Annotated in this window: 22 protein-coding genes and 1 tRNA gene; 10 read left to right on the top strand and 13 right to left on the bottom strand. The window is 43.3% G+C overall.

Annotation, left to right across the window (positions count from 1 at the left end):
* Positions 1-110: 110 nt before the first annotated feature.
* A tRNA-Val gene (locus IE164_RS17975) sits at positions 111-185 on the bottom strand.
* 200 nt (positions 186-385) lie between these two features.
* Here IE164_RS17975 and IE164_RS17970 point away from each other — a divergent pair.
* The 4 genes from IE164_RS17970 to IE164_RS17955 all read left to right on the top strand — a co-directional run bounded on the left by IE164_RS17970 (position 386) and on the right by IE164_RS17955 (position 5,668).
* Entirely contained in the window at positions 386-877 is a 492-nt protein-coding gene (locus tag IE164_RS17970) for an RNA polymerase sigma factor (protein ID WP_189631667.1), read from the top strand.
* 14 nt (positions 878-891) lie between these two features.
* Positions 892-1,782 (top strand): FecR family protein, encoded by an 891-nt coding sequence (locus IE164_RS17965; protein ID WP_189631666.1) that lies wholly within the window; start codon positions 892-894, stop codon positions 1,780-1,782.
* Positions 1,782-4,517 carry a carboxypeptidase-like regulatory domain-containing protein gene (locus IE164_RS17960; RefSeq protein WP_189631665.1) on the top strand — a complete coding sequence of 912 codons (2,736 nt, stop codon included), beginning with the start codon at positions 1,782-1,784 and terminating at the stop codon, positions 4,515-4,517. Before IE164_RS17965 ends, IE164_RS17960 begins: the two co-directional genes overlap by 1 nt.
* A 206-nt stretch (positions 4,518-4,723) precedes the next feature.
* A complete protein-coding gene (locus IE164_RS17955) occupies positions 4,724-5,668 on the top strand; it encodes a FecR family protein (RefSeq protein ID WP_189631664.1) in 945 nt (314 codons plus the stop codon).
* Positions 5,669-5,776: 108 nt separating this feature from the next.
* On the opposite strand, the gene IE164_RS17950 is transcribed toward IE164_RS17955, so the two are convergent.
* Positions 5,777-7,057: a UDP-N-acetylmuramoyl-tripeptide--D-alanyl-D-alanine ligase gene (locus IE164_RS17950; RefSeq protein WP_308440977.1), complete on the bottom strand. Its 1,281-nt coding sequence runs from the start codon at positions 7,055-7,057 to the stop codon at positions 5,777-5,779.
* 95 nt (positions 7,058-7,152) lie between these two features.
* Between IE164_RS17950 and IE164_RS17945 the strand changes: the two genes are divergently transcribed.
* Complete coding sequence (locus IE164_RS17945; protein WP_189631662.1) at positions 7,153-9,309, top strand: T9SS type A sorting domain-containing protein; 2,157 nt, start codon at positions 7,153-7,155, stop codon at positions 9,307-9,309.
* Positions 9,306-9,695 (top strand): hypothetical protein, encoded by a 390-nt coding sequence (locus IE164_RS17940; protein WP_189631661.1) that lies wholly within the window; start codon positions 9,306-9,308, stop codon positions 9,693-9,695. Before IE164_RS17945 ends, IE164_RS17940 begins: the two co-directional genes overlap by 4 nt.
* On the opposite strand, the gene IE164_RS17935 is transcribed toward IE164_RS17940, so the two are convergent.
* The 6 genes from IE164_RS17935 to IE164_RS17910 all read right to left on the bottom strand — a co-directional run bounded on the left by IE164_RS17935 (position 9,685) and on the right by IE164_RS17910 (position 15,846).
* Positions 9,685-10,461, bottom strand: a complete 777-nt coding sequence (locus IE164_RS17935) for an amidohydrolase (protein WP_189631660.1) — start codon at positions 10,459-10,461, stop codon at positions 9,685-9,687. The two genes, IE164_RS17940 and IE164_RS17935, sit on opposite strands and share 11 nt — an antisense overlap.
* A 24-nt stretch (positions 10,462-10,485) precedes the next feature.
* Entirely contained in the window at positions 10,486-11,757 is a 1,272-nt protein-coding gene (locus IE164_RS17930; protein WP_189631659.1) for a DASH family cryptochrome, read from the bottom strand.
* The gene (locus IE164_RS17925; RefSeq protein WP_189631658.1) at positions 11,754-13,283 is read right to left on the bottom strand and encodes a cryptochrome/photolyase family protein; all 1,530 of its coding nucleotides are present in this window, start codon (positions 13,281-13,283) and stop codon (positions 11,754-11,756) included. Before IE164_RS17925 ends, IE164_RS17930 begins: the two co-directional genes overlap by 4 nt.
* A 47-nt stretch (positions 13,284-13,330) precedes the next feature.
* Positions 13,331-13,495: a DUF2256 domain-containing protein gene (locus tag IE164_RS17920; RefSeq protein WP_189631657.1), complete on the bottom strand. Its 165-nt coding sequence runs from the start codon at positions 13,493-13,495 to the stop codon at positions 13,331-13,333.
* 120 nt (positions 13,496-13,615) lie between these two features.
* Complete coding sequence (locus tag IE164_RS17915; RefSeq protein ID WP_189631656.1) at positions 13,616-15,085, bottom strand: cryptochrome/deoxyribodipyrimidine photo-lyase family protein; 1,470 nt, start codon at positions 15,083-15,085, stop codon at positions 13,616-13,618.
* A gap of 41 nt (positions 15,086-15,126) precedes the next feature.
* On the bottom strand, positions 15,127-15,846 hold the full coding sequence (locus IE164_RS17910) for a hypothetical protein (protein ID WP_189631655.1): 720 nt from the start codon (positions 15,844-15,846) through the stop codon (positions 15,127-15,129).
* Between the two features lie 86 nt (positions 15,847-15,932).
* Here IE164_RS17910 and IE164_RS17905 point away from each other — a divergent pair, with 86 nt between their 5' ends.
* From IE164_RS17905 to IE164_RS17890, 4 genes are all read left to right on the top strand, one after another.
* Positions 15,933-17,072, top strand: a complete 1,140-nt coding sequence (locus IE164_RS17905; RefSeq protein WP_189631654.1) for a methionine aminotransferase — start codon at positions 15,933-15,935, stop codon at positions 17,070-17,072.
* A gap of 455 nt (positions 17,073-17,527) precedes the next feature.
* Positions 17,528-18,229 (top strand): ceramidase domain-containing protein, encoded by a 702-nt coding sequence (locus IE164_RS17900; RefSeq protein ID WP_189631653.1) that lies wholly within the window; start codon positions 17,528-17,530, stop codon positions 18,227-18,229.
* 75 nt (positions 18,230-18,304) lie between these two features.
* Positions 18,305-19,534 (top strand): NAD(P)-dependent malic enzyme, encoded by a 1,230-nt coding sequence (locus IE164_RS17895; RefSeq protein ID WP_189631652.1) that lies wholly within the window; start codon positions 18,305-18,307, stop codon positions 19,532-19,534.
* 52 nt (positions 19,535-19,586) lie between these two features.
* Entirely contained in the window at positions 19,587-19,868 is a 282-nt protein-coding gene (locus tag IE164_RS17890; RefSeq protein WP_189631651.1) for a DUF427 domain-containing protein, read from the top strand.
* A 99-nt stretch (positions 19,869-19,967) separates the two neighbouring features.
* On the opposite strand, the gene IE164_RS17885 is transcribed toward IE164_RS17890, so the two are convergent.
* The 5 genes from IE164_RS17885 to IE164_RS17865 all read right to left on the bottom strand — a co-directional run bounded on the left by IE164_RS17885 (position 19,968) and on the right by IE164_RS17865 (position 23,989).
* Positions 19,968-21,674, bottom strand: coding sequence for an alanine/glycine:cation symporter family protein (locus tag IE164_RS17885; protein ID WP_189631650.1), 1,707 nt, complete (start codon positions 21,672-21,674; stop codon positions 19,968-19,970).
* Between the two features lie 160 nt (positions 21,675-21,834).
* Positions 21,835-22,230 (bottom strand): Dabb family protein, encoded by a 396-nt coding sequence (locus tag IE164_RS17880; RefSeq protein ID WP_189631649.1) that lies wholly within the window; start codon positions 22,228-22,230, stop codon positions 21,835-21,837.
* A gap of 36 nt (positions 22,231-22,266) precedes the next feature.
* A complete protein-coding gene (gene def, locus IE164_RS17875; protein WP_189631648.1) occupies positions 22,267-22,824 on the bottom strand; it encodes a peptide deformylase in 558 nt (185 codons plus the stop codon).
* On the bottom strand, positions 22,821-23,237 hold the full coding sequence (ruvX, locus tag IE164_RS17870) for a Holliday junction resolvase RuvX (RefSeq protein ID WP_189631647.1): 417 nt from the start codon (positions 23,235-23,237) through the stop codon (positions 22,821-22,823). The genes def and ruvX overlap by 4 nt, the downstream gene beginning before the upstream one ends.
* Positions 23,237-23,989, bottom strand: a complete 753-nt coding sequence (locus tag IE164_RS17865; RefSeq protein WP_189631646.1) for a hemerythrin domain-containing protein — start codon at positions 23,987-23,989, stop codon at positions 23,237-23,239. Before IE164_RS17865 ends, ruvX begins: the two co-directional genes overlap by 1 nt.
* Between the last annotated feature and the right edge of the window lie 120 nt (positions 23,990-24,109).

Below are 24,109 nucleotides of genomic sequence, written 5' to 3'. Positions count from 1 at the left end.
CAGATGAGCACCCACCTTACCGTTTGAAGACCCAAAAGCCTGGACTATACTCGACCCACTAAAATAAAGTGCATAAAAAAAGAGGTTACCTTGCGATAACCTCTTTTTTGTGGGCCCTGCTGGATTCGAACCAGCGACCCCCTGCTTGTAAGGCAGGTGCTCTGAACCAACTGAGCTAAGAGCCCTTATTTCTCACTTACACCAGGTTTTACCCTGTTTTTGTTGTGCTTGTGATCAAATGGGAGTGCAAAGGTAGCACCGGTTTTTAATAATGCAAATGGGTCGGCAAAAATATTTTAAAAAATTATAATCGCTCCACAAAAGCTCTCCATCTTACGGAAAAGTGTTTTTTATTTATCTTTAGCCAAAGCATTTTTAGCACTGCATGACCCTCTCAGAGTTCAAGAGCCTTTTCGATCAGTATTACACCCCCATCAAGAATTTCCTATACTACAAATCGGGTAATATTGAGCAGAGCGAAGACATTGCCCAAGATGTGTTCATGAAACTTTGGGACAAGCGGGAGGAAGTTCAGCCGGAGACTGTAAAAAGCTACTTATACACCATTGCCAACAACATGTTGCTCAACAAAATAAGACATGACAAGGTGGTGATGAATTTTGCAGAACGGCACAAAACCCAACAAGAAGAACACTCTCCGGAGTTTGCTTTGGAAGAAAAGGAATTCAAAGCCGAGTTGGAAGAAGTTATTGGTGCTATGCCCGAAAAGCAACGCGAAGTTTTTCTAATGAACCGGATTGATGAACTCACCTATAAAGAAATAGCCGATAGGCTCGCACTAAGCGTCAAAGCTGTTGAGAAAAGAATGCACGGAGCTCTGGCACATCTTCGCGAACACATTAAGTATAAAATTTAAGTTAATTTAGACCGGTGAAAGAAGATAATCTCATAGACAATTGGCTCAAACAGGAGCTTCCTCCGGAAGAGAAGGAAGCTATGGAGAAACTTATCGCTTTCACCGAGAAGCTGGACGCTCCGCATGGTAAATCGCAAAACGAAGCATGGGAGCAACTCACCAGAAAAATAGAAGAAAGAGCTCCTGACAACGAAAAAATTATGCAGCCCTCAAAGCCTCGCAGGGCATGGCTGTGGGCTGCGGCTGCCGCTATTATAGCCCTGGTTATCTACGTTAACTTTTCGGCCGGCAATAAGATCATCACCGTACGGGCGGCATCGGGCCAGCTTACAACCATTACACTCCCCGACAACTCTATGGTTACCCTCAATGCCGGAACCGTTATGTCTTACAAAGAAAAAAACTGGGAACGCAATCGTTGGGTGGTACTATCGGGCGAAGCCTTTTTCGATATTACTCCGGGCAACGAATTCAAAGTAATCGGAGACAATTATCAGGTAAAAGTGCTGGGCACTTCCTTTAACCTTTACAACCGATCCAAACACCTGCGTGTTTCCGTTTTTACCGGTACAGTAGAGGTAAGCAACAATGAAGATAAAGTAGTTTTGAACTCCGGTGAGGAAGCTTTACTGCACAAAAACCAGTTGAAAACCCAGGCTTTCGATCTCACACGAACAGCCACCTGGAGGTCGGGCAGCTTTTACTTCGATGCTCAACCCCTTTCGCAGGTAGTTGAGGAGCTGGAAAGGCAGTTCAATATTAAAATACTTTCAGAGCAACCACTCAGCGAAAGATATTACTCAGGCTACTTCAATACTTCGAACCTCAACGAGGCATTGCAGTTGGTTTTTGTACCTATGGGGCTTAAATTCAGTAGAAACGGAGATCAGGTAATTGTTGAATAGTGCGCATTATAAGTTGGCTTTTATGTGTATTGATTTGTAGCCAGATCAGCCTGGCTCAAGACATCCGTTCGGTGGCCATAACCGAAAACTTTGACAACGCTTCACTGGCCAAAGTACTCCGAATACTCAAAAACAAATACGACCTTAAAATTGCCTATGACGATGCCCTTATAACAGGCACTACGGTTTCCGGGCAGTTTGCTCAAAAGCCTGTGACCGAATTTCTGGACGCCATCTTGCGCAATAAAGGAATAGACTACCAATTGCTCAATGATAAAATCATCCTCATCCCCAAAAAGGTAAATCTTGATGTAAATACGCCCAGTCTGTTCGACATAACCGTATTTGGGTTGGTGCAAGATGCCAGCACCGGAGAAAGTTTACCCAATGCCGTGGTAAGAGTGAGCGGTTTGCAACGAGGAGTTATAACCAATAAAGACGGCTACTTCTCTTTACCCCAGGTACCCACCGACACCAGCACCATTGAAGTTAGCTACCTGGGCTACCAAAAATCGCAGGTAAAACTGAAGCCGGGAGAAACCAAGCAGACCATCAAAATAATGATGCAAGAAAGCTCACTAGATCTGTCTGAGTTTACGGTGGTAGAAAATAAATTCTCCACGGTTAAGTATGGCGATCAGATATCTCAGATCACCATAGATCCCAACAACCTCTCCGCACTACCAAGCCTTGGTGAACTGGATATTTTTCGTTCGCTTCAGTATTTGCCGGGCATTGGAGGTTCTGACGAAACCTCATCGGCCCTATCGATTAGAAACAGCCCTTCTACTCACAATTTGGTGCTATTCGATGGTATAACCCTTTACCGGCTAGATCATTTTTTTGGTGTTTTTAGTGCCATCAATGCCGATGCTGTTCGAGACATTCAAATTTACAAAGGAGGCTTTGGAGCAGAGTACGGAGGTCGGGTCTCCGGGGTGGTAGACATTACGGGTACCACCGGGAGTTTCAACGAACCCAATTACTCCATGGGCTTAAACCTGCTAAGCGCTCGGTTTAGTGCCAATGTGCCTTTTGCCAGTGGAAGAGGAGCTTTTCATGTGAGTGCAAGAAGAGCATACACCGATATTATTCGCAGCAATCTCTTCGAAAAACTCTACACCAACTATCGAAAAAAATCTAATCAGGTAAATCAGCAGGCTTTTAACGGGCTGGCCAATGAAGACGACCTCATACGCCCCGATTTTCATTTTTACGATCTCAATTTTAAGGCCACCTACAAGGTTTCTACCCGCGATGTAATGAGTCTGAGTGTTTATCAGGGCCGGGACGACCTTGATACGGACTTTGACATAGTGAACTTCCAGGATCCCAACAATCCCGGCACCATTAGCCAAATTGACAGCTACAATGAAAAGGCCGACTGGGGTAACAATGGCATTGGACTGGCCTGGTCCAGAAACTGGAACAGAAAGTATTACTCAAACCTGCAGCTGGCCTTTTCCGATCATTACTTCGACTACTTCTACAACAACGAAAGACGCAATGGTGCTGGCGATCAAATCGGGCTTTACGAAATCACCCGAATGAATGAAGTAGAAGATCTTCAGTTAAATTTAAAAAATGAACTCACGGTGGGCGGACGACATAGCCTTGACTTTGGCATTAACCTTTCCAGCATCAACGTATTCAATAAGGTAGATATACGCGATTTATCGGGCATGACTCCGGATGACCGCAACCCCAGCTCTGACGGAACCATTCTTTCCTTCTATCTGGCCGACAATATTACGCTCAGCAAAAACCTTGAATTGCGACTGGGTGGCCGGCTCAACACCACCAGTGTAAGTGACAAAAGCTTCTTTGGGCAACGGGCGGCCCTCGTATATCAGCCCCTTCCACACCTGGAACTCAAACTAAGTTCGGGCAAGTATTTTCAGATTATGCGAGAAGAGGTTTTTGACGACCCCTTTTCGAATAATGAAAACAGTTGGAACCTGGCATATGAAAGCAGCAAACCAGGGCCCAGGCACCTTCCGGTAATGGAATCGGACCACCTAATAGCAGGCTTTCAATATGAAAAAAACGACCTTACCATAGACCTTGAGTTTTATGAAAAACAGGTAAGCGGGCTCACCGAATACAACATCTCTCACCTGTACAATCCCAACACCAACCGCCAAAGTCCGAGTATTCTTATAGCACCCGGCACCAGCAATATCAGGGGTTTAGATCTACTTATTCAAAAGCGTATAGGCCCATACCAGGGCTGGATTGCCTACACCAGAAGTAAAGCACTCAACCGCTTTGAAAGCATAAATAACAATAGTGAAATAGCTGCAAGAGAAGACCAGCGCAATGAACTTAAGTTTGTACATATTATTGAACTACCGGCCTGGAACTTTTCAGCTACCTGGGTCTATGGTAGCGGCAAACCATTTTACCGTCCCACTATTAATTTTATTCGAAACAATCAGGGTGAGTTGATCAATTTTGAAGTGGTTAACACCCAAAAAACAGTTGAACGACTTCCTGATTATCACCGGTTAGACATCTCCATTGCCCATAAGTTTGAGGGAGAACATATGCGTGGAGAAATGGGGCTATCTATTCTCAACGTGTATAACCGGCAGAACATACAAGGCAGGAGACTCAAGCGAGATGAAATTGAAATGGCCATTAATAACAATGAACAAATGGCCCCTACCAATCTTTACAGAGATATAGTACTGCTCGACTTTACCCCTTCCCTGTTTCTCAATCTGTATTTTTAAATTATAGGGCTACTTATCCAGATCAGATAGAAGCAAAAGACACTTGACCTACAAGCTGCCTTAACAGCCCCTATATGTGTCATTCCATTCGCAAATGGCAAGACTAGTGGAAAAATGTCAAAACACACACCATACGACTTAAATAAGCCACACTATAAATATACTAAAAGTAGGGTGTTGCTCACGCTTGGTGTATTAACAGCACAATGACAGGAAAAAAGCACCATAACAATTGGGAGCAGGCGTGGCTTGAGGGAGAAATAACTCACCGGGAAGCAAAACAACATGCCGAAAACGACCCTCAATTTGAGTCATTGCAGAAGTTTGTGGAACAGTCCGGCAACCTCTGTGTGAGAGAAACCATTTCTCAGGAAGAGGCCTGGAAGAAGCTGGAAAGCAAAATTTCTAACCACGATTCACCTAAAGTAATTTCCATTTCGCGCAGAGATTGGATAATCGGAGTAGCGGCCTCTTTCATCTTAGCTATTGGTGCTTTTTTCATTTTACAACCACGAACCAATCAAGTTTCTATAGCTACCGGTTTGGCAGAAGTACGAACAGTAAATTTGCCCGATGGATCGGTGGCATACCTGAATGCTGAAAGTTCCGTTTCATTTCCTGAAAAAGGCTGGACAGACCACCGAGAGGTGCGCTTAACTGGCGAAGCCTTCTTTGAGGTGAAGCGGGGCAGCAGCTTCAAGGTGCTAACAACCAACGGAAAGGTTGAAGTACTAGGCACCAGTTTTAATGTGAGAACCAGAGGCCAGCTACTGCAAGTAGCGTGTAAAACCGGCAAGGTAAGAGTAAGTAGTCCGGAAGGCACTTCAGAGCAAATAATAACTCCGGGACTCTCCGTTTCTGTTGAAAATAATGTTGTTTCCGAACCTGTAGAAACGCGGCTAGACAGAATTGACAGCTGGAGAATCGGTCAATATGACTACGAGAGTGTGCCGCTGCAACAAGTTCTGAACGAAGTAAAAAGATTATACAGTGTAGAAGTTGAGCACGACTTCTCTGAAAGCGAATTATCAAGCCCTATAACCACCACATTCAAAAGCCTGAAAGATGCCGCCCAAACCATTGCACTATCCAAAAGCAGAGGATTTGAGGTAAATACTGAGGCTCAACGAGTGGTGTTTAAGGTGAAATAATATTTAAAATAAGGTGACAATTGTTTTTATGGTTAAGCAGTTCAGTCACCGATTCTTAGGTTGAGGTTGAGGGATGGGTGGTGCCATCCCTCTTATTTTTTCAAGACATCAAAAACTCTCCAAAAGAGTTTCCAGGCTCATTCCCCGCGAACCCTTAATTAGTATCTGGCTATCTTGCAATTGAAGTCCTTTTAAGTAAGTCGCCAATTCTTGTTTATCTTCAAAGTACTCAGCCTTCTCATTCGTTTCATAGGCATGCTTCATTAGCTCACCACAAAAAATCACCTGATCCAGAGCGAGGCCAGCCGTCAGGCTACCCACAGCAGCATGCTCTTCGGCCGCTGACTCACCCAGTTCGAACATATCGCCCAGAATAGCCACCTTATAACCCGGTTTGGCCGCAAAATTTTGCAGTGCAAGTGCCATAGAAGTGGGATTGGCATTATAGGCATCCATTACCACGGTATTTGAGCCTAATTGCTTAATCTGAGACCGGTTATTTTCAGGTATATAGGCGGCTATAGCTTCCAGGGCTTCATTCTCAGGCACCCCAAAATAGGCTCCAATGCAAAGAGCCGCACAAATGTTTTCAAAATTATAGCTTCCGGAAATCTGAGTATCCACCACCTTGCCTGATCGGGCCCTCAGTTTCACAAAGGGTTGGGCATCGATTAACTCAGCATGGTAAACATCATCCTTATCAGGGTAAGTCGCTATCTCACTTACTAACCGACCGGCCTTTTCCATCAGGCGCTGATTACGGGAGTTCACAAACAAAACACCCCCTTGTTTCGCCACATGTTCATATAGCTCGGTTTTACCTTTAAACACCCCTTCTATTCCACCGAAGCCCTCCAGATGAGCCTTTCCTATGTTAGTAATCAAACCGAAAGTGGGTTCGGCAATGGCACAAAGTTGAGCTATATCTCCTACAAAATTAGCTCCCATTTCTACTATAGCCATCTCCGTGTTGGCCGTCAGCCTCAGCAAAGTAAGAGGTACACCAATGTGATTGTTGAAATTGCCCAATGTGGCCAACACACGAAATTTTCTAGCCAGCACATCTCGCACAAGTTCTTTAGTTGTAGTCTTTCCATTAGAACCCGTAATGCCAATTACCGGAATATTAAACTGCTTGCGGTGATGATTGGCCAACTGCTGCAGAGCCTTCAACCCATCTTCAACCACCAGATAACGATTATCTCTGGCATAGGCCGGGTCATCGATTACCACCGCACAGGCACCAAGCTCCAAAGCCTTATCGGCAAACTTGTTGGCATTAAAGTTTGGCCCTTTCAGAGCAAACCACAGGTTATCTTTTTGGAGAGTGCGGGTGTCTGTAGACACACCCGTAGAACGAAGGTAAACCGAGTATAACTGATCAATCATTGCCATTGCATTTGGTCGGTGAAGTTACAACACTAAAGCGCAAAAATTGCGTTATTCTGAATGACTGATCGTAATTTAGCCTCAGAGTTGCTCGCATGAAATACCTGATTGTCTTAATAACCCTTTTCTTCGCCACTACGGCCAAGGCTCAGGTTGCCTTCGCCTTCGATCAGACGGTAGAACTCCGGCAAGACGATGAACGCTTAGCTAGGGCTTTTGAGGGGGGCTTAAATTCTGCGCAATTTCAAACCATGGATCTGAATATGGACGGCCAACAAGACCTGGTCATCTTCCACCGGCAGTCCGGCCACCTTACCACCTATATACGCCAAGACGATGAATGGGTATTTGACCCTTCTTATGCCTTCCTGTTTCCGACCGATGTGGTGAATTGGATGGTACTGACAGACTTTGACTGTGATGGCAAAAAGGATCTTTTTACAAACACCACGCTGGGCATTAAAGTATACCGCAACATGAGTACTTCCGAAGGTGTGGCCTGGCAACTAGCCAGTGAATTTCTGCGCTTCGATCAGGGCTCTAATTTACAGGTGAGCGCCACCGATATACCCGGCTTTGCCGATGTTAACGGAGACGGAGCGTTGGACATTCTTAGTTACCGCTTTGGAAGTTCCGGTTCGATAGAATACTACCAAAACACAGGTTCCTGTGGTAGCCTTAATTTTACCCGAATCACCAGAAACTGGGGCGATTTTTACGATTGTGGCTGCAATAACTTTTCGTTCGGACAACCCTGTCAGGAAAACTCTGGAGAAGCTGCTGAGAAGGCCGAGACTTCAGAGTCGGCTGTGATTTTGCATGCAGGAGGCAAAACGATTCTTCCCTTCGATGCAGACAATGATGGCGATATAGATATTGTAGCCTCAGATGAGCTCTGTACTAATCTCGTTTTTTTTGAAAATAAGGGAACCACGCAACAAGCCTCTATTACCGATTTTCATCCCTTCCCTTCTCAAGACCCTGTGGCCTTTGAGTTTTTTCCTTCAGCGTTCCTTTTAGATACCGATTTTGACCAGGTAATGGAACTGGTGGTTTCCACAAACATCGACCGCAATCTGGGCAACAGGGTAAACTTTACAAACCACATACAAGTATTCGACAATTCCGGCAACAACCTAAGCCCCATCTTTGAAGGGAAACAGCCTTTTTTACAACATGAGATGGTAGATTTGGGGGAGGATGCCTATCCCGCATTTTGGGACTATGATGCCGATGGTGATCTGGATTTATTCGTTGGGCACGCTGGACAACCAACCCCTAACGGACTGGTAAGCAGTCTTTGGCTGTTTGAAAATACCGGAAACCGTTTTAACCCCTCCTTTGCTTTGGCAACTACCGACTTCCAGAATCTGTCTTCGCTGGGTTATGCCGGGTTCAAACCCCAGATGGCCGATATAGACAATGACGGCATTACCGATATAGTTCTTCAGGCACAAACCGGAGGAAATTCGGCTGCTATTTTTCTTCTAAAGGGCCTTGGTGATGGCCGTTTCGAAACTCCTGTAAATCTTAACCTGCCTACTACACCCAATAGCAACCCCTTGGTGTATGACATTGACGGAAACGGCCTGGCAGACGTGCTGCTTGGCGGAGCTTTTGGAGGACTGACGGCATTTATCAACGAAGGCAACCTAAGGTTTAGGGAAGAGGAACAGTTTGGCGGTTTTGAAAATGATTTTACCCGTCAGGTGCTTTCTGTTGCAGTGGCTAACTGGTCGGGCACCAGTAAACCACAACTACTTACCATAGATAGTCAGGGAGCATTGACCCTCTATGAAGCTCCTTTTAATGCCGCATTCCAAAAAGGCCCCTCTGTCACTACACTAATTAGCGAAGCGAATAACCTCAGACCTTCACGACTTGGCCGAAGCAACTACCTGGCCACAGCCGATTTATTTGACAATGGCAAACCATCGCTGGTTGTTGGCACCAAAAGAGGTGGACTGTTGCTTCTCAGAAATGTGGGAACCGGAAATGGCGGAAGCGAAAACGATCTACGGGTTTCACTGTCTCCAAACCCATCAGCGGACTCCGTCAGACTTTTGGTAAATGCCAACGCCATGGTCTCAGTGGTAGATACCAGTGGACGACTAATTTCCGAGCCTGTAGCTGTAGCCGATGCTGAAGTAACTACTTTGGATTTCTCCAGCTACCCCGTTGGCCTATATCTGATTCGAATTGTAAGTTCGGACGGACGGAGTATTACTAAAAAGCTATTAATTCAGCGATGACCCTCTTCTGTTACTTTCAGATAAAACCAATAGAGCAAATCGCTTTCAGCTTTCCCGAGAAAGACGCATTAAGTGAAATTGATGCAGCGTTTAACTTTGTGGAAGCCGATAGTAAATCGGAGCCATTTTTAGTTCAGGAGATCGCTAAAATGATAGCTGAATCAGAACAAGTCATATGCTTTTTCGATGTAGTTGAATCAGAAGGTCTAGGAGCTCTTTCTAAGGCCATAGAAGCCTTGAGAAAAAGCAAAGCAAACCAGCTGTTCTTTGTGAATGGGAAGAATCAACAATTGCAGAAAGTCTTACAGATGTTGAAACAACCGGTGCACAACTTTCAATCTACCGCGCAGTTGAAAGCAGTTTTAACTGAATCTATCAACTCTTGATTTCAAACTCATCGGCATCTAGGTGAGCAGGAAACTTCTTACGGAACGACTGAAGGCTTTCTGCAGAGAGTTCTATGTAAATAATCTCTTCCTTTTCAGAAAATGCCAGCTGCTCTCCTTTTGGACTGTATGCCGCTGAATGACCATTATATTCAATACCAACTCCATCTTTCCCTACACGATTGAGACCAATAGAATAACTCACATTCTCAATAGCTCTTGCTTCCAGTAGCGTGTCCCAAGCATTGACTCTAACAGCCGGCCAATTGGCCACATAAAGCAACAGATCATAGGCTAAGTCTACATTTCTAGACCACACAGGAAACCTTAGATCATAGCAAACCATTGGACATATCTTCCAGCCCCTCCACTCTACTATGAGCTTTTCTGCACCCATATCGAAATGCTCGTGCTCATTGGCCATTCGGAAAAGGTGACGCTTATCATAAGTCTTAAACTGTCCATCGGGTTGCATCCACAAAAGCCTATTGAACACCTTGCCCTCCTCCTTGACGATGTAAGAACCGCAAATAGCCGCATTCTTTTGCGCTGACATTTGCTTCATCCACTTAAAAGTATTGAAGTTCATGGGCTCGGCTAACCCCTTATGCTCCATAGTGAAGCCTGTCTGAAACATCTCTGGAAGTAGAATAAGATCCACATCATTCTGTATTTGCCAGATTTTCTCTTCAAACATGGCTAGGTTCGCACCTATTTCATGCCAATGAATATCAGATTGGATAAGAGCTACGCGAAGGTTTTGCATAGCCAAATGTATAAAGAATTAGGCTTAATTAGCCCACAACTCCTGGTACTCTCCTTTGGGATCGTACATCTGTTTTTGACGTTCAATGTTGAACTCTCTACCTCCTCTTGGGTCGTTTCCAACTCCGGCAATGTAAATCCAATTACCGTAGTTTGAACATGGGTCGTAGTCTATCAGCATTTTCTCGAAATAGGCAGCTCCTAGCCTCCAATCAATCTTCATTTGGTGCATTAGGTATGAGGCTACATTTTGCCTTCCTCTGTTGCTCATAAACCCCGTGGCATTCATTTCCCGCATATTGGCATCAACAAAAGGTTCACCTGTTTTTCCATCTCGCCATAAGTGAAAAAGTTTATCAGATCCCCAGTCGATTTTATCTTCACCCAAAATTCCTTTTCTCTGATAAATCTGATTGCTGTATTTCTTGGCCACAAAGTGGAAATAATCCCGCCAAACCAGTTCGAAAACCAACCAATAGGTTGAGCTGTTTTTCTTTACGTACTTCTCGAATTTCTTTACTTGCCAATAGATTTGTCGTGGTGAGATACAACCATGAGCCAACCAAGGAGAGAACTTGCTGCTGTAATCACCTCCGATAAGGCCATTACGCGTTTGCTTATAGTTACCTAGCAACTCCTTATCCCATAAATAATAATTCAACCTATCATTGGCTGCTTTAGCTCCTCCACGAAACTGAATAACTGACCTATCATCTTCTTCAACGGGCTCAAAGCCTAAGTCTTCCATAGAAGGCACTTCAGAATCGAAACCTTGGGACGAATGAATTTGCAAAGGTGCTTCTAGTATTTTTCTTACATCTGCCTTTTTCTCAACCGACTTTCTGAACTGCGTGAATATATCTGGAAGTTCATCTAAATGATAAGGCAAATCGTTCAGGTGATAGAGCGTTTCACCCCAAATGAACTTAGTGTTTATGGTTTCTGAGAGCTTTTCCTCCAACTGTACTTCATCATAAGCAGAAGCCTTTTGAGCATAAAGCACATCGCAATTATAGGTTTTCCTGATATCGTTAAGAACAGTAACTGTATCTCCAACTTTAATCAATAAGTCTGAGCCTAGTTGTTGTAAATGAGCTTTAAGATCCTCCAGCGATTCCAAGAGAAATTTAAGACGATGAGAGCCCATTCTTTCAATACCCCACTGCTCTCCCCTCAATAGGCTCTCATCAAAAACATAAACGGGCAAGATTTCTGGGTTCTCCTCAACAGCCTTGTTTAAGACTTCATTATCCTCCAACCTCAAATCGTTCCGAAACCAGTAAATCGCCCTGCTCATATTTCCTCCATCTTATTCAGGTACTTAGCCGCTTGTTCAATGATTTGGTTTTTCTTTTCAGTAGAATTTTTATCCCAAACCCGGTAAATCATGCCCATTCTATGATTCTTCTCGAGCTTCTCTCTATTTCTGTCGAGAAAATCCCAGTAGAGGCTATTGAACGGACAGGCCTTCTCACCTAATTTCTCCTTGTACTTGTAATGACATGAACCACAGTAATGACTCATTTTATGCATGTAATTAGCCGAAGAAACGTAGGGCTTAGTAGCCACCACACCACCATCGGCAAACTGACTCATTCCTCTAGTATTGGTAATTTCCACCCACTCAATTGCATCGATGTAAATACCGAGATACCATTGATCTACTTCATCGGGATCTATACCCGCCAACAGCGCAAAATTCCCCGTTACCATCAATCGTTGAATATGGTGTGCATAAGCATAATCTAGAGATTGTCCGATGGTGTGAGAAAGGCACTTCATTTTGGTTTCACCTGTCCAAAACCAGTCTGGTAGTTTTCTCTTATGGTTGAAGAAGTTTTCTTTGGCATAATCCGGCATATATTTCCAATAGATGCCTCGCATGTACTCTCGCCAACCTAGTATTTGCCTAATAAAGCCCTCAATTGCTGAGAGTGGCACGTCTTGATTGTTCTGACCATACTCTTCTGTCTTTCGAATAACCTCTTCTGGAGAAAGGATTTTCGAATTCAGTAAGAAAGATATTCTCGAGTGGAATAAAGACCAACCTTTGGTGGTCATGGCATCTTGATACTTGCCAAAAAATGGCATACAATCATTCAGAAAGAAGTCGAAGAGTTCTAACCCTTCTTCCCTTGTTACGGACCACAGAAAATCTTTAGAATCTACATTTCCTATTGTTTTAACACCTCTTTCCTCTAACAGCTCAACCAAGTCTGTTACATCTCTTTGAAATGACTTTGGCTCTGGAACAAAGGTATCTTCTGGCATTTTGTTCCTGTTGTCATGGTCGTAATTCCATTTGCCACCAACAGGCTCGCCCTCGTCCATTAGCACTTTATGTTTTTTGCGCATGTTTCTGTAGAATGACTCCATGAGCAACTGCTTTTTGCCTTTAAAAAAGTCAGCAAGGTCAGTTCTGGAAGTCATAAAATGCTCGGTGTCGAAGACTTCAAAGTCTGCTTCAATTGCTCCGCAATACCCCTGAAGTTGCTTATCTAGCCTGTATTCATCAGGCATCTGGTATTCGAACTTTTCAATTTTGTACTCCTCTATTATCCAAGAAAGATTATCTGTTAATGACTGCTTATTCTTTTCATCATCTAGCTTTAAGTAAAGCACTTGGTGTCCTTGCTTTTCCAAATGCTCAGCAAAGGCTCGCATGGCTAGAAAGAATGCAATAACCTTTTGAATATGATGTGTGGTGTAGGTTAGCTCCTGCCCCATCTCCATCATTACATAAAGCGTGTTTTCATCTTTTTCTTGATACCACGAATGTTGGTGATTAAGCTGATCGCCTAGTATTAGTCTTAGTCTCCTCATTTACTTGCGTCACCCTGTCCCGATAGTTCGGGATTATTTCAGGGACTTTAAAGTTTAGATGCTGAAACAAGTTCAGCATGACGGTTTCTGTTTCTTCTACATTTTTCTGAACAGTAAACCACTTCTTGCCAGCAGTTTCTCCATTTCTTGCGCCACTCAAAGGGGCGATTGCAAACGGGGCAAATCTTGGTTGGCAACTGTCCTTTTTTCATTGATGGGATAACTACATCCCAATAGAATAGTTTAATAAATCAACTCATCACCCTGAATTCATCTTAGGTTACTTCAAATAGATACCGAAGCAAGTTCGGCATGACGCAGTCCATGAACAGTTATTGCATTCGCCTACCTGGAATGGTATGCTTTTTTAGGATGCGGTAGTTTTCTTTTCTCACTTCAGCATGATTGCGATGTGACCACAGTGCTTTTCTAGCTCTTTCAGCAGCGGCTTTAACATCTACCACCGGCTTAAGGCCTTCAGGATTTATATTTAGCATACGCGCCTCTAATGGAGGCATCAGCCAAGGCTCATGAATGTACTCAGAAGGCACATCTGATAGCTCTGGAACCCATTTCTTGATAAACTTACCGTCAGGGTCATGGTCTTGGCTTTGCTTGATGGGATTGTAAATTCTGATGGTATTTATGCCAGTCATCCCAGCTTGCATCTGAAACTGTGGATAGTGAATACCAGGCACAAAATCTAAAAATTGTGAAGCCAAATACTGGGCACCTTCCTTCCAATGCTGCCATAAATGGTGCGTAAGAAAACTTACAAGCATGGCTCGCATTCTGAAATTAATATAGCCAGTCTCCTTCAAACACCTCATACAAGCATCTACCAATGGCACACCAGTTTTGCCATCTTTCCAAGCTTGAATTAGCTCCGGTTTTTCTTCCTTCTCTAAGAAATCATAACCCCGGTTGATGTTCTCAAACTCGTAACGGTCTTCCATTTCGAACTTTTGCACAAAGTGTGAATGCCATTGGAGTCTAGAACCAAAGTTGGCCGACTGTTTTTTAAAGCCAAATTGATCTTTGGCAGTTAGTCTGGCTTGATAAACTTCTCTGAGACTCAAATTCCCCCAAGCTATATAAGGAGATAAGCGGCTGCAGCCTTTTCTGCTTTCCTCCGGTTTCGAGATAGACTTTGAATAAAGCTGTACTCTGTCGGTCAAGAAGCTTTTCATATACTTCTTCCCAATTGATGCTCCTCCTTTTTGGAAGTTGGCATTGTTCGATTGAAACTCTTTAGGAACCGGCTTGCCGAACTTCTGCCTTACAGACTCAGCGAGTTCAATTGTTTGGAGTTTTTCTAAATCTGGTCGATCCAAAGCAGACTTCATGTAACCATGAAACTCTTTCAACCAATCTTTCCGGTTTTTAGCCCCGCGTAACACACCATTATGCAAATACTCATTCCATTGCACCCCATTTTGACCGCAGAATTTCTTCACCCACTTGTCCAGATCATAAGTAACCTTTAGTCCGCTTTCTTCATGGGAGTATATTGACTTTAGATGATAGATATTAGAGAAGTAGGTTAACGATTTTCGAAAGCCAGTATAAAACACCTCAACCTGATGACCTAAAGGCTTGAGAATTTCATTCATATCCTCAATAGATTCCCAGATAAATCGCCAATGTCGCACATCATAATGTGGGTCTGCAATCAGCTCTGGATCGAAACAGTAAAGCAGAAGCAGCTTATCTCCAGACTCAATCGCTCTTTTCAGAGGCAAGTGATCCGTGAGTCGAAGATCTCGCTTAAACCAGACAATGGTAACTTCCTGCTTTGGCATAAAGCTATAAAGCAGGTTGAAGGAAAATGTTTAGGACTTAATCAGTTTTTCAACTCTAAATCTATTTGGCTAATCAATTCTTTAGCATTGGAGAGCATTAACTCGTAACGCGGGCTATCTTCATCGGCATAGCGTTGAATAATTCCTAAAAGGTGAGGTTCTGCGAAAAACCATCTCAATGCGGAATTCATCTGAGCTCTTTCTTCTAACTCTAGACCTAATTGTTTGGCCGAAGTCCATTTAAGGACGTGTACCACCTCTTTACTCGATGAATTATAAAGTTCAACCTCCATATTTTCAATGAAATTATTGAGGCTATTTTCTTCCAATAGTGTTTTTGAATAAGAGGTGTAATAGGCAAAAAGTGCATCTTCTAAGGTAGTACCTTGCAAGTCTTTTATAAAGCCTGAACTCTTTAAGGCCTCAAACCCCGATTGGTCTATCACAACATATTGTTCGGCCAAAATCTGTAACGACCCTAGAAGGGTTTCTTCAGAATATTCATCGTGAATGGCCATATTCAGGTGATTCAAGGCTAGTTCATGAAAGCTCTTGTAACGACTATCCGTTTCTGCAATACTTGCCGTATCACTAACCACATTCTTCCTAATGGTTTCCAAGTATCCTTCCAACTGTTCCCTTTCTCTTTTATTCTGACTCCAATTATCAAAACCCATGGCCAAGCTGATACCTATGAAAATGAGCACAATTTCACCAAGGGCATATTTCCAATTGAATTTAAAATTTAGCTTTCTTTTCATCGGCCTACACTTAAACAATCCCTAATCTAGTCCTTTCTTTTCAATTGAAGTTTGTCAAAGGTTCTTCGCATGCCTATATTCCAACCATGCAAATTGAATCGAAACTACCCAACGTTGGGATCACCATATTCACCAAGATGTCTAAAATGGCTCAGGATTACGGAGCCATCAATCTTTCTCAGGGATTTCCTGATTTTGACGTTGCGCCTGAGCTGATAGACCGGGTGCATTACTACATGAAAAAAGGAATGAACCAATATCCACCTATGGCCGGAGTAGCCTCATTGCGAACCGCCATTGCCGACAAAGTGCAAAGGTGCTATGATGTGACCATTAAGGATACAGAGGTATTAGTGACTTGTGGTGCTATAGAAGCCATTTTTAATAGCATTGGAGCTCTGGTGCATTCGGGAGATGAGGTGATTATCATGAACCCTGCCTATGATGCCTATGAAGTCATTATCAACTTGCAGGGAGCAAAAGCCGTGGGGGTGAATTTGCGGCCTGAAGATTACAGCATCGATTGGGAAGCGGTAGAACAGTCTGTCACTGCCAAAACCAGAATGATCATTATCAACTCTCCACACAACCCTAGCGGAGCCATTTTGACAGAAGACGATTTAATTGCGCTGGAAAAAATAACGGAAGGCACCGAAATACTCGTTCTGTCCGATGAGGTGTATGAACACATTGTATTCGATGGTCAGGAGCATCACTCCGTACTCAGGTCGGAAAAACTGAGAAAGCGGTCGGTGGCTACCTTCTCCTTTGGCAAAACTTTTCATGCTACCGGTTGGCGCCTTGGCTGTCTTGTTGCTCCTGAATCTCTAATGGCCGAAATCGTAAAAATCCATCAGTACAATACCTTTACCATACATGCACCAAGTCAATATGCCGTGGCCGACTATCTGGCCATACCCGACAACTATCTGAGCATAAGCTCCATGTATCAACAAAAGAGAGACTTTTTTCTGGAAGCCCTCAAAGACAGCAAGTTCAAGGCTATTCAATCGAACGGAACATACTTCCAGCTATTAGACTATAGCCAAATTAACGACAAGCCCGACATAGAAATGGCCGAGTGGCTAACAAAAGAAGTTGGAGTTGCGGCCATTCCTACTTCCGTGTTTTATCAGAGCGGAGAAGATCGCAATGTGCTTAGGTTTTGCTTTGCAAAAAACGAGACAACCTTAAAAGCCGCTGCAGAAAAGCTAAAGGATCTATAAACTTCATACCTGCCCTACTGAACCACTCCCACACCACATCAGTACCAGCCTGCTTGAAAATAGGAGAAACGAAAGGGTGGGCTGAAAGTTAGAAGAGGATGTATTGAGTCTGAGAAAGTGTTAAACTGTTATCCACCCCACCATCAAAGTCTCCTGCAAGGGACTTTGATGTTCAAAACATCAGGCACATCAGTTACAAACCTTACCTCTCGGACTCGCTCTCATCGTTATAAATCCTCAGAGTCCTCTTCAAGAGACTCTGTGGGGGGAGGGAGAGACTCTGAGGAGAAGAGACTTGTTAGGAATAGGAGAAACGAAAGTGGGCTCAAAGTTAGAAGAGGATGTATTGAGTCTGAGAAAGTGTTAAACTATTCTGCCGGCTGTCTGTCGAAACGAAAAGAAAACTCAAACTTTTTCGCAACTTTCAGTCGACTAAACAAGTTCTAAGCACAGTTATGTATTTAGGTCCGGAACAAATAACCGATGGAGGCCCATGGTATGCCGAAACTCATATCACAGACAGCTTAATTGTAGAACCCTGGAATGCCTTTTCATCGCTGGCCATCGCAGCCCCTGCGGTCTATTATCTATGGAAAATTCGTAAAAACCCGCTTCAGTATGGTTTTTTATTAGCCTGTATTCCATTGCTCTTTCTTAATGGTTTGGGCAGTACGCTTTTTCACGGATTAAGAAGTTCACGCATTTTTCTCCTCATGGACTTTATGCCCGCTCTTGCCCTAACCTTAGTCATAAGCATTTACTTCTGGATTAAAGCTTTACCAAAATGGTGGATGGGCATAATCGCTGTTACCCCGGTTTTCCTTATGCGCCTGGGAGTAATTGATCTTGTTCCGGGACAAAGGGGGATAAACACCTCCTACATGATCAGCGGAATTGCCTTTCTCCTCCCTGTTTTCCTTATTCTAAGAAAATATCATTTTAAAAAAACTGCTCAGATAATAATTAGTGCCATTTGCTTTGTTCTGGCCATTTACTTCAGGCAAGTAGATAAACAGTTTACAGATATTATCCCCTTTGGGACTCACTTTCTGTGGCACATATTTTCAGGCATTGGCGCATTTCTTCTGGCAGACTACCTCTATTTTATGAGAACCCAAGAACTCAAAGCAGCCAATAAACTGCCTGAAGGCTCTTAAAAACAAACAATAGAATGGTCTTCTGCCTTTTTAAGAGGCTAATCCCTTAACTTTGACCCCTTGATTTAAATTTGTATGGAAGAAGTATACAAGAAGTCTGTAGAACTGCATGAAGAGATGCAGGGTAAGATTGAAATGGTGAACAAGATTGCAGTAGACAGCAAAGAAAAACTTTCGCTCGTTTACTCACCGGGCGTGGCCCAACCTTGTCTAGAAATTGAGAAGAACCCAGAAAGAGCTTACGACCTTACCATAAAAGGCAATACCATAGCGGTAGTGACAAATGGCACTGCTGTTTTAGGACTTGGTGATATTGGCCCCTTGGCCTCTCTTCCGGTAATGGAAGGCAAGGCCATGTTGTTCAAGAAGTTTGCCGGAATCAATGCTGTTCCTATTTGTATTGACAGTAAAAACACCCGTCATATCATTGAAACCATCCGAAGAATTTCACCCGCTTTTGGAGGCATTAACCTGGAAGATATTGCCGCTCCGGAAAGCTTTGAGATTGAGGAAAAACTGCAAGACATTGGCATTCCGGTGTTTCATGACGACCAGCATGGAACAGCCATTGTTACTCTGGCAGCACTCATCAATGCCTGTAAAGTAACCAACAAGAAACTCACCGAGCTAAAGGTAGTGATCAATGGAGCCGGTGCGGCCGGTATAGCCATTGCCAAATTGCTCCGCTGTTTTCATATCGACTCCCCACTATGTCAATCGGTAAAAACACTTATTGTGTGCGATTCTCAGGGAGCCATTCACCGTTTTAGAAACGACCTTAATAAGGCCAAAACAGAATTACTTAAATACTCCAACTTCAACGATGTGGAAGGAGACATTCATGAAGTTATTAAGGGTGCCGATGTATTTATTGGGGTAAGTAAGGGAAATATTCTCACTAAGGAAGACATTCAACACATGGCCGAAAACCCTATTATTTTCGCCATGGCCAATCCTACACCTGAAATTATGCCAAAGGATGCCTATGAGGCCGGAGCGGCTATTGTAGGTACCGGAAGAAGTGACTTCCCTAACCAGATTAACAATGTACTGGCTTTTCCGGGCATATTTAAAGGAGCCCTAAAAGCTCGGGCAAGCACCATTAGCACCGAAATGAAGCTGGCTGCAGCTTATGCCATTGCCAATTCACTGGAAAATCCTACTGCTGAAATGGTGATTCCTTCTGCTCTGGATTCTTCTCTGGCCCAGGTAGTAGCCGATGCGGTAGAAAAAGCTGCACATTCAGAAAAAGAGCTCGAACGTCAGATAGCCGAAGCTGAAGCACAATTTGACGAAGATCAGTAGCCCCTGCTGAACCCAAAAGGCCTTATCTTGTTCACTTTGTAAACATAGAACTATGAAGGCAATTTGGAACAATCAGATTTTAGCGGAAAGTAATGACACCATTGTTATAGAAGGAAACCATTACTTTCCGCCTCAATCCATCAACAAAACATTCTTTAAGCCGAGTAATACTCATACCCACTGTCCGTGGAAAGGCGAGGCCAGCTATTATAACCTGGAAGTAAACGGAAAGATAAACCAGGACGCAGCTTGGTACTACCCTGTAACCAAAGAAGCTGCTAAACCCATTGAAGGTTATATTGCCTTTTGGAAAGGAGTCGAGGTAATCCCCTAATTCCCATAGGCCTAAGCAAAAAATTGCTCCCTTTGTTATAAAAAAAGCCAGGCGTTCCGGCCTGACTTCTGTTATGTTTTGTTGGAGTTCTTTTACGCGCTACTCTGGCGTTTTCTCTTGAGGATATTCCTTCTTGAAGCCATCCCAATACTCTTTAATGGTTAGCTTCATTTCTTTTCTCAAGAGTAAAATGCCCAAGAGGTTGGGTAAGGTCATTAGAGCTATAGCAATAGCAGCAATAGTCCAGATAATGGTGGTATCGGCAATTGACGCCACAAAGAAACCAGCCACATATAATACCCTATAGTACTTTACGGAACCAGACCCTGCCAGAAACGTCATAGCTCTATCTCCATAATAAGACCATGAAATGGCCGTGCTAAAAGCAAAAAGCAAAAGCCCTATAGAAACTATGTACTGACCATAATCGCCAAACCAACCTTTTGTGAAAGCTATAGCCGTTAGTGGCGAGCTATGAACCAATGATTTTCCGTAGAACGAAATACTGGCATCTTGCAAAACACCGTTCTTTATCTCTACTTCACCAGTCAATGGAGGCCCTCCAAAGTACTCATTCACAGTTACATCTTCCGCAACCGATCGCGCATGAATAACCGTAACATCACTCACAATTTTACCATTCTCCACCTGTAGCATACCATCGAATACCGGCAAAGGGTTTTCTCCGGAAAGGTGCTCCTTCAATGCTTTTCTGTCCTCTTTTACATCGTCCGAATAATCAGCACCCGCTATAATAGACATATCCGTTACAGCGAAGTCGTTGTAATGTTTTTCTTGCCATGCACCGGAAGAAAGCAGGGTAAGCCCGGTAATAGAACAAATAATTATGGTATCGATAAAAGGCTCAAGAATGGCTACCATACCTTCCGAAACAGGCTCATGAGCCTTTGCAGAGGCGTGTGCGATAGGAGCTGAACCCTGACCCGCTTCATTAGAAAACAAACCTCTACCTACCCCCACATTGAAGGCATAGGCAATGGTTGCTCCCAAAAAACCACCTGTAGCTGCTGTGGTGGTAAACAAGCTGGTAAATACCGAGCTAATTGCGGGTATTATGTTGCCGGCATTGGCAAAAATCACCGAGAAACAGCCAATAAAATAAACTACGGCCATAGCGGGCACCAATCGTTCCGTTACAGCGGCAATTCTTTTGATTCCACCAATAATTACCACGGCCAGAATTACAGACAATACAGCTCCGGTTATCCATGGTTCAATCTGAAAAGTAGACTTTACGGCCCCGGCAATACTGTTGATCTGAGGCATATTGCCCGTTCCGAAAGAGGACAACACAGTGGCTCCCGCAAATATGGCAGCCAACCAACCTAGCTTAAACGACTTATTGCCAATTTTAAATTGGGCATTCTTCATGTAATACATTGGACCACCGGCCATAGAACCATCGGCAGTCTTCTCTCTATACTTATGAGAGAGAGTAACCTCCACAAACTTGGTGCACATACCAATTGCGGCAGTCATGACCATCCAAAAGAGTGCTGCCGGCCCCCCAAGGTGAAGAGCTAAGGCCACCCCGGCAATGTTTCCGGTACCTACCGTTCCGGAGAGTGCGGTGGTTAAGGCCTGAAAGTGAGAAGTATCGCCTTCATCGCCTTCTTTATCATATTTACCTCTTACAACATTGAAGGCAAATCTGAAATACCTGATCTGAGGAAATTTGAGGTAGATTGTGAAAAAAAGTCCGGTCCCCAGTAACACAAAAGGAAACCAGTCTGAACTTCCGATCCAACTGTCGACAGTGGTCAGAATTTCGTTTAATCGCTGCATAAATGGGTAGGTTTAGTTTTTTGGATGCTGCAAAAATAGGGATTATCCCTTGCCAACAAAGGCGAATTGGGTTTAAGCGGGTCTGTTTATATAATTGGCACCAATAGGCCAGTCCATAGAACACGGTACTGGTACGGGCTCACTTTTAAGAACAACTGAATCAATGTTCAATATCGGTAACCATTACCCGTTGCCACAAGTGTTGATGCCTCTCAATCATTTCCAGATGTAATGGGTGCTTCTGATAATACTCTTGGTCTTCCAGGTTTTTAAAATGGAAGACCACAGCATAATCATAAGTATTCTCTATTACTTCTCTGGTAGTATTGGCCGGTTTGCCGGTATAAAAAGCTCGAACCGTTTCTATATCGGCCAACTTTTCACAATCGGCCTTAAACGCTTCCACCTCCTGTTCAGAAACACCTTCTTTGAGCCAGAAGTAGGCCGTATGTATAAAAGGGTGTTCCAGCGCTTTCTCATCAGTATTTTGTATACTGCTGTTGGGCTCACAGCCAAACACAAGCACAAGTAAGCCTATTAAAAAGATTCGATTCATAACAAGTGTATTTGCTATGAAGATAGAAAATGCAGCTTATTTCTTGAGCGGAAACTTCATGCGATATTTAATATCTACATTTCCTTTAGAAATATTCACGAGCTTGGCTCTCAACATTTGTTTTTTGAGTCCTTTAATATAATCCGTAAACAGCACCCCATCCAGATGATCATATTCATGCTGAATCACTCTGGCTGTCAGGCTATCGAACTCTTCTTCGTGGGGAGTCCACAGTTCGTCAAAATAGCGAATGGTAAGTTTCTCGGGCCTTAATATATCGGCATGCACATCGGGTATGCTCAGGCAACCTTCTTCAAAGGCCCATTCATTGCCATATTCGTCCAATATTTCGGGGTTAATGAAGGCCCTCTTGATCCCCGTACCCTCTTCTTCATCGCCCATTTGAGTAGAGTCGATAACAAATATTCTGTACGACAAACCAATTTGCGGAGCGGCCAACCCTACTCCATTGGCATTGTACATGGTCTCGTACATGTTTTCTACCAACTGGGTGAGGTCTTCCGAATCGCGTGGGTAATCTTCTGCTTCTTTTCTTAAAATATTGTCTCCGTATGCTAGAATCGGATAAATCATATGCCTTTACTTTCGAGGTAGGATTGTAGAATAATAGATGCACTAATTTTATCTACGTTCCCCTTCTCTCTTCTATCTTTCTTCTTCATTCCTCCGGCAATCATGGCATCAAGTGCCATTTTGGAGGTAAATCTTTCGTCATGCAAATAAACGGGTTTTTCGGGAAACTGCTTTTTAAGAAGGTTACGAAATTGCTTTACCAGGGGTGTGGCATTCGTATCTTCTCCATTCAGTTTTTTGGGCATTCCCAATACAAAAGACTCAATACCTTCTGCAGCATCATAGGCCTTTAAAAAAGCAATAACATCTTTGGAATGCACCGTTTCCAGTGGCGATGCAATAATCTGAAGAGGGTCTGTTACGGCCAGTCCTACCCTTTTACTGCCATAATCTATGGCTAATATTCTACCCATTAATTGTGTTTCGCGAGGTCGTAAAATTTAAGCTTCACCAAACGTTCCAACTGGAGCGCTTTCGGAAATAAAATCTCGTTTTCAATTTTCGCGTGCAAGATGAGGTCTTTTTCCAGCCTTTCCAACTCACTGTAAAGCACTTTAATCTGAAGGTCGGCTTCTTCACAGTAGGTGTAATTATTCGTAAACTTTCTAAACCCCTCCATTTCATTGTCGTGAACCTCGTGGTCTAAAGCAAATTCTTTGACCGAGTACTTCTCCATTAAGTAAAAGACCTCCGAACTGGGCACATCATCTTTTAGAAAGCGAGAGAGCTGGCTTACATAAGAAAAGAAGGTGTCTTCTTCTTCATAAATATGTTCTATAAAATCTTCAACAAAGAGAGGAAAAACAGACTTTAGGTCTGCAGAAAGCGACTGATACCTAAAGTTCACTATCTGAAGTCCATCAATAAGCTGAGCGATATAAGGAATACGCTTTTTTACAAAAAGATAATGGGCATGCTTAAGGTATTCAACCATCAGTTCTACAGGAAAAGACTGCAATTGTTTTTTGGTTGTACCATTATTATCCGATACCAGCTCCATGGCCTTCATTACCGACTCGGCCCTGAGTCCATGCCTTGAGCAAACATCTTCCAACGTTTCCGTCTTGTAATCGTAAAACTTTACGCCAAAATAGTAAAGCACAGAGGCTCTGATGTGGCTCTCTGTAACAAGGTCGTTTATAGTTCGTTTTAAAAGATTTTCCATTTGCTCAGCGTGTTTAACGAAACTAACAATTTTGATTCAGACTTGGAATGTAGAACTTACATTTTTGGTTAAACACAAAACAACACAAGTCGTTACTATCATACCATGACATTTGCCCAT

The organism is Roseivirga thermotolerans, assembly GCF_014653175.1.
Classification (GTDB): domain Bacteria; phylum Bacteroidota; class Bacteroidia; order Cytophagales; family Cyclobacteriaceae; genus Roseivirga; species Roseivirga thermotolerans.
Note: the sequence above shows the minus strand (reverse complement) of the source record. Positions and strands in the feature narration are given on the sequence as shown.